Annotated in this window: 6 protein-coding genes and 1 pseudogene; 6 read left to right on the top strand and 1 reads right to left on the bottom strand. The window is 55.0% G+C overall.

The window, feature by feature from the left end:
- Positions 1-246 precede the first annotated feature (246 nt).
- Positions 247-1,158, bottom strand: coding sequence for a LysR family transcriptional regulator (locus ACR0FE_RS23515; protein ID WP_480915548.1), 912 nt, complete (start codon positions 1,156-1,158; stop codon positions 247-249).
- 107 nt (positions 1,159-1,265) lie between these two features.
- Here ACR0FE_RS23515 and ACR0FE_RS23510 point away from each other — a divergent pair, with 107 nt between their 5' ends.
- The 6 genes and pseudogenes from ACR0FE_RS23510 to ACR0FE_RS23485 all read left to right on the top strand — a co-directional run.
- Positions 1,266-2,042, top strand: a complete 777-nt coding sequence (locus tag ACR0FE_RS23510; protein WP_170612321.1) for a CmcJ/NvfI family oxidoreductase — start codon at positions 1,266-1,268, stop codon at positions 2,040-2,042.
- Between the two features lie 13 nt (positions 2,043-2,055).
- Positions 2,056-3,021 carry an LLM class oxidoreductase gene (locus ACR0FE_RS23505; RefSeq protein WP_480915547.1) on the top strand — a complete coding sequence of 322 codons (966 nt, stop codon included), beginning with the start codon at positions 2,056-2,058 and terminating at the stop codon, positions 3,019-3,021.
- A gap of 12 nt (positions 3,022-3,033) precedes the next feature.
- Positions 3,034-3,822 carry an SDR family NAD(P)-dependent oxidoreductase gene (locus tag ACR0FE_RS23500; protein ID WP_480442123.1) on the top strand — a complete coding sequence of 263 codons (789 nt, stop codon included), beginning with the start codon at positions 3,034-3,036 and terminating at the stop codon, positions 3,820-3,822.
- A 92-nt stretch (positions 3,823-3,914) separates the two neighbouring features.
- Positions 3,915-4,760: an enoyl-CoA hydratase/isomerase family protein gene (locus ACR0FE_RS23495; RefSeq protein WP_170612327.1), complete on the top strand. Its 846-nt coding sequence runs from the start codon at positions 3,915-3,917 to the stop codon at positions 4,758-4,760.
- 41 nt (positions 4,761-4,801) lie between these two features.
- Complete coding sequence (locus tag ACR0FE_RS23490; protein ID WP_480442125.1) at positions 4,802-5,065, top strand: hypothetical protein; 264 nt, start codon at positions 4,802-4,804, stop codon at positions 5,063-5,065.
- Positions 5,010-5,780 (top strand): annotated as a pseudogene (locus ACR0FE_RS23485) (IS3 family transposase); the annotation flags it as partial. The gene ACR0FE_RS23490 and the pseudogene ACR0FE_RS23485, both read left to right, overlap by 56 nt.

The raw sequence follows: 5,780 nt of genomic DNA, 5'->3' as shown, positions 1-5,780 counted from the left end.
TATCGCAAAGGCGAAACAGGTGATTGACGAGCAGGGCGAACGCATTTTCGATTAAGTAAACAGATAGCCCAATGTAAGCGATGCAATCGACAGGTGTCCCGCAAAGTAGACATCCGTTCCGATTGGGCGAACGACCGCAATGCGGACAAACCAGACTTTTGCGATTGGACAAGGTATGTCCGCTCAACGCCTGGTCTCCGACATTGGCGTCAGGATGTCTGAAAGCGCGCTAAACCTAATTTGAGCTCATGTTTCCCAAGGAGGCTTTGCGCCAATTTCTGCGACTAGAAAATCCATGAACACCCGCACTTTTGGGGATAGTACGTTGGACTTTGGATAGATCAGCCACAAGACATTGTCTTCGCTGGCCTCAAAGTTTGGAAGAACCCGTACCAAACGGCCTGACTTCAGATGCTCATGCACGCTCCATCTAGCATTCAAGGAAATACCGGCCCCGGCCAATGTGGCGCGGACCTGGCTTCGACCGTCATCGATTATCAATTGGCCTTTGGCTGATGCGGGATCGAAAACAGCGTTTTCGCCCGCCGGTCCTGTCAGTGGACGCGGTTGGAGGTTTTGGAAAGCGATCAGACGGTGGTTTATCAAATCGGCTGGTGCATCGGGAACGCCGTGCGTATCGAGGTAGCGTGGCGTAGCACAAAGAATACGCTGGTCATCAGCCAGTTTGCGGCCCTTCAGGCTGGTGTCGACAAGTGGAGCGTTCCTGAGTGCTAGATCGTAGCTCCCTTCGATCAGATCGAACTGCACATCGGACAGGCGCAGATCGAGCGTGAGATCGGGGTGCTGTTCAAGGAACTTTGGCAGGATTGGCGCGATGTAGAGCTGTGCAAAACTGCTTGGCGCAGCAAAACGCAATGTACCCTTGATCGTTGTCATTTGCATGCCCAATGCAGCAAATGCCGCCTCTTCCTGCGCAATGATTTCACGGGCGAAGGGTAGGAAATCCGCTCCTTCCACCGACAACGACACTTTGCGTGTCGTGCGGTGCAAGAGATCGAAACCGAGGTTCTGCTCCAGCTTGGCAAGCCTTGCGCTGGAGACTGCTGGGGCCATGCCCAGATCACGCCCCGCCGCGCTGATGTTCAGCATGTCTGCTGCCCTTATAAACAATCGAAGCGCGTCTGTGTCTAAGCCCATTATATTCATTTTCCAAATTATCAATACATGGTTGGGCAGTTTATCTGCAATTTGATCGAGGTTAAATCCCTTTCACAGAGACAGCAAAGCTTAGGCACGAGGCGCAAATGACACGGACGGCAACGGTCAACTACCACGTTCACAAATCCTACCGGCAAGCCTTTGAGCTCGATGCTGGCGGGGTCGCAGGCGACCTGATTTCCCCTGAACTGATCGCGACATCCGTTGTGCTAGCGGACAACCGCACAACGACGTCGTCGGTTTCATTTGCGTGTGATGCCGTTGAAATCATGCCACTTGAAACACAGGTCCGAGACTTTGCAGGCGACAGTTGGAAACCAATTTATGATACGGAAATCAAAGCGATGCTGCAGGACAAGCTGGGTGCGAGAGAGGTCGTGGTTTTTGATCACACTGTTCGCACAGATGATCCTGGTGCGACACGCAAACCCGCGCGCAACGTCCACAGTGACTATAGCAAGGACGGAGCCGAACAACGGCTTGTCGACCTGTTGGGCGCCGAAACCGCAGCGGAATGGGCGCAAGGTCACTATGCTTTTGTCAATGTGTGGCGCCCTGTGGGTCATCCTATCAATTCAGCACCGCTTGGCTTTGTTCGCCCATCATCGGTTGATCCGTCTGACTGGATCCTGCTGGACCTGATCTACCCCGAACGCAAAGGGCAAATCATGGGGCTGGTGGGAAACCCCGAACATGAGTGGATCTATCAATCCAAGATGACGCCAGATGAGGTCGCGATCTTTAACATCGACGACAATCGCGGCCTTTCATCGATTGCGCATAGCGCGCTTGATATGGTCGAGGATCCAAATATCACTACCATTCGCAAGAGCATCGAGAGCCGCACTTTGGTGCGCTATTAAAGGGGGTCCTGACATGTTGGATGAAACGCCGCCGACTGAGTTTGCCCAAATCAACGTGGCCTACAACCGGGTGTTTCGCCCGGGACGTCTAAGCGTAGGCCTTGTGTTACCGCTTGAAGCATACGCAGTCGGCGCAGAGCCGACGCTGCGGGAACATCTGGAAGCGGCTCAGAGGGCAGAGGAACTTGGGTTTGCAGCACTGTGGCTGCGGGACGTGCCGTTTAATGTTCCAAGCTTTGGTGATCCCGGACAGGTCTTCGATCCCTTTGTTTATCTGGGTGCACTTGCAACGGGGACAGACCGGATTGCGCTTGGAACGTCGAGTGTAATTCTACCATTGCGCCACCCGGCACATGTGGCCAAGGCAGCAGCGACCGCAGATGCGCTGTCGGGTGGACGGTTGTTGTTGGGTGTAGCTTCGGGCGACCGCCCCGAGGAGTACCCGGCGATGAACCAGAGCTATGATGACAGGGATGAACGTTTCCGCGACAGCGTTGACTACATCCGCGCGGTTGGATCGGACTATCCCAAGCGTGAAAGCGCTCAGGGCACGCTGTCTGGTGGGATTGACCTATTGCCAAAACCGCATGGAGCCCGCCTGCCGATGCTCATTACCGGTGGTAGCCAGCAAACGCCCGATTGGGTGGCACAGAACGGCGACGGCTGGATGACGTATCCGCGCAACGCCGCAGCTCAGGGGCAGGTCATCGCGGATTACCGGCGACGGGTGAAGGCCGCGGGCCAATCAGACAAGCCGGTCATGCAATCGCTTTACGTCGATGTCGTTGCTGATCCAGCTGCCCCTCCTCGCCCGATCCATCTTGGGTTTCAATCTGGCACTGACTTCCTTCGCAGCTATCTGCGCGAGATTGAAATGCTCGGGGTCAATCACGTCGCACTGAACCTTAGGTTCAATCAAGCGCCCATCGAGGCGACCCTCGAACACTTGGCGGATACTTTGCTGCCTGACTTTTCTTAAAGGATCAGACCAATGACCAAGACTATTCTCATTACAGGTTCAACTGACGGCATTGGCTTGCTCACGGCAAAGAAGCTAGCAGCCGCCGGGCACAAATTGCTCTTGCATGGTCGTAGCGTATCTAAACTGGAGAGTGCTACTGCCGCAGTCGGCGGTGATGTCGAAACCTATGTCGCCGATCTAAGCGATCTGTCCGCGGTGCGAGATCTGGCCGAAAGGGTACGGGCCAAGCATGACAAACTGGATGTGTTGATCAACAACGCAGGTGTTTTGAAAGCCCCGAAATCCGTCCTTGAGAATGGGCAGGACATCCGTTTTGTCGTGAACACGCTCGCACCTTATCTGCTGACCGAATTGTTGCTGCCGATCATTCCCGCTGACGGTCGCGTTGTGAACCTGTCATCGGCAGCGCAAGCCCCGGTAAATATCAAAGCCATGCAAGGCAATGTGCCGCTGGCGGATATGGAAGCTTATGCCCAAAGCAAATTGGCTATCACCATCTGGACCCAGGATTGGGCCAAGTCGCGAGCCGAAACACTGGTAATCGTTGCTGTAAATCCCGGATCACTTTTGGCCTCAAAGATGGTGAAAGAAGGCTTTGGCGTTTCCGGCAACGACATGAGCATTGGCGCCGATATCCTTATTGAAGCGGCGCTAGGCGAGAGGTTCGCCGATGCGTCAGGTGCCTATTTTGACAATGATATTGGTGCTTTCGCAAATCCGCATGCCGCAGCACGGGACAAAGATCACATTGCCGACGTCATGACCACGATCAGGGACTTGATTGGCCGGACTGGCTAACCCTCGCGGCGCAAAAGCGCCACACACTTCCACCTTTAACTCTCCGACACCCCTCACGCATGCCGCGTCGAGGCCCTAGAAAGGACTGCCTGATGAAATACGAGAACTTTCAAACCTTTGACGTAGACGTTGAAAACGGCATCGCCACTGTGACATTCAACTTTGGTTCCGTGAACGTGCAAGGCCAGGAAATGCTGGCCGATCTCAACAGCCTGGCAATGCGGCTGGAGCGTGACCGCGAAACCAAGGTCGTAATCTTCCAATCCGCCAATCCGGAAATCTGGGTCTGCCACTACGACACCGAGCTTCTCCAGGATATGTCGACCGAGGCGGTATCTCGTGACGATGCACAGCTTTTGGACCTGCAATCGGTTTGCGAACGGATCAGCAAGGTGCCGCAGGCCACCATCGCAAAACTGGAAGGGTTTGCACGCGGTGGCGGACACGAATTGGCGTTGGCGCTCGACATGCGCTTTGCCGCGCGAGGAAAGTACAAGTTCATGCAGATGGAGGTCGGCATGGGCATCTTACCCTGCGGCGGTGGCGCCTCTCGCATGGCACGCCAGACCGGTCTTGGCAAAGCACTTGAGATCATCCTGAGCGCGCAGGACTATGACGCGGATGATGCAGAACGTCTGGGCACCATCAACAAGGCGTTGGAGCCGGATGAAATTGGTCCCTATGTGACCGTACTGGCCGAACGGATTGCAAAATTCCCAGCTGAGTCGATCAATGCGTGCAAGAAGATGGTCTACGAATCAATCGACAAACCCATTGATGAGGCGCTTAAAGCCGAGGCTTATTGGCTCTATCAGGCCACCAGCAAAACCCCGGCGGTCAAACGTTTCACCATCGCGGATGAACAAGGTCTGGAACACGACATCGAAAACCAGCGCAAGTGGGGCGATCTGGTTATGCAGGTGCAGGACATCAACTGATCCCCCGAACCAAATCAACACGTAAGAAAAGGAATACCCCAATGAAGGCAATGGTTTTGAACACCTACGGACCCGATGCACCGTTCGAGCTTGTTGAAATACCCGATCCGGTTTCGACACCAGGGCATGTGGTCGTCAAAGTGGCCGCGACCAGCGTCAACACCGTCGACACAATGATCCACAGCATGGGCGCTGATCCTCCCCCTCTGAAGTGGTCCGCCGTTATGGTTATGAAAACGGAGGAACCACATGGCGAACAAGCGACCGAAGCCGGAAGAGATTGTCTCGAAGTTACGGCAGGTTGAGATATTGATGGGGCAAGGCATGTCCCGTCTGGATGCAATCCGGCAGATTGGTGTTGTTGAACAGACCTATTATCGCTGGAAGAAAAAGTACGGCAGAATGGGCGCGGATCAATTGAAGGAACTCAAGCGCCTTCAAAAAGAGAATGAGCGTCTTCGAAGGGCCGTCTCGGATCTTACCCTGGACAAACTGATCCTGACGGAGGCGGCCAAGGGAAACTACTGAGCCCCGCCCGACGCCGCGCCTGCATCAACCATGTGCGCCACAAACTGCGTGTCTCAGAGCGCCGGGCGTGTCGTGTCCTGAAACAGCACCGATCCACACAGCGAAAGCTGACGAAAGGTCGAGCTGACGAGAAGCGCCTGGTGGCGGACATGATAGAAATGGCCCGCCAGTATGGCCGCTACGGTTATCGCCGGATCGCGGCTTTGCTGAGAGATGCGGGCTGGCAGGTGAATGACAAGCGCGTCGAAAGGCTTTGGCGTCGGGAGGGGCTGAAAGTGCCAATGAAACAACCGAAGAAGGGACGGCTCTGGTTAAATGATGGATCGTGTGTTCGGCTGCGGCCGGAGCATCGAAACCATGTCTGGAGCTATGACTTCGTGCATTGTCGAACGGATGACGGAAAGGCATTCCGCACGCTCAACGTCATCGATGATTACAGCCGGGAGTGCTTGGCGATCCGTGTGGACCGCAAGCTGAACTCCAGCGATGTCA

The sequence above is a fragment of the Ruegeria sp. K7 genome (assembly GCF_056531785.1).
This window is presented reverse-complemented; position numbering and strand designations above follow the sequence as displayed.

Excerpts from the sequence above, each read along its gene's own strand:
- ACR0FE_RS23505 (WP_480915547.1), top strand. The coding sequence starts at position 2,056 with ATGTTGGATGAAACGCCGCCGACTGAGTTTGCCCAAATCAACGTGGCC.
- ACR0FE_RS23510 (WP_170612321.1), top strand. The coding sequence starts at position 1,266 with ATGACACGGACGGCAACGGTCAACTACCACGTTCACAAATCCTACCGG.
- ACR0FE_RS23500 (WP_480442123.1), top strand. The coding sequence starts at position 3,034 with ATGACCAAGACTATTCTCATTACAGGTTCAACTGACGGCATTGGCTTG.
- ACR0FE_RS23495 (WP_170612327.1), top strand. The coding sequence starts at position 3,915 with ATGAAATACGAGAACTTTCAAACCTTTGACGTAGACGTTGAAAACGGC.
- ACR0FE_RS23515 (WP_480915548.1), bottom strand. The coding sequence starts at position 1,158 with ATGGGCTTAGACACAGACGCGCTTCGATTGTTTATAAGGGCAGCAGAC.
- ACR0FE_RS23490 (WP_480442125.1), top strand. The coding sequence starts at position 4,802 with ATGAAGGCAATGGTTTTGAACACCTACGGACCCGATGCACCGTTCGAG.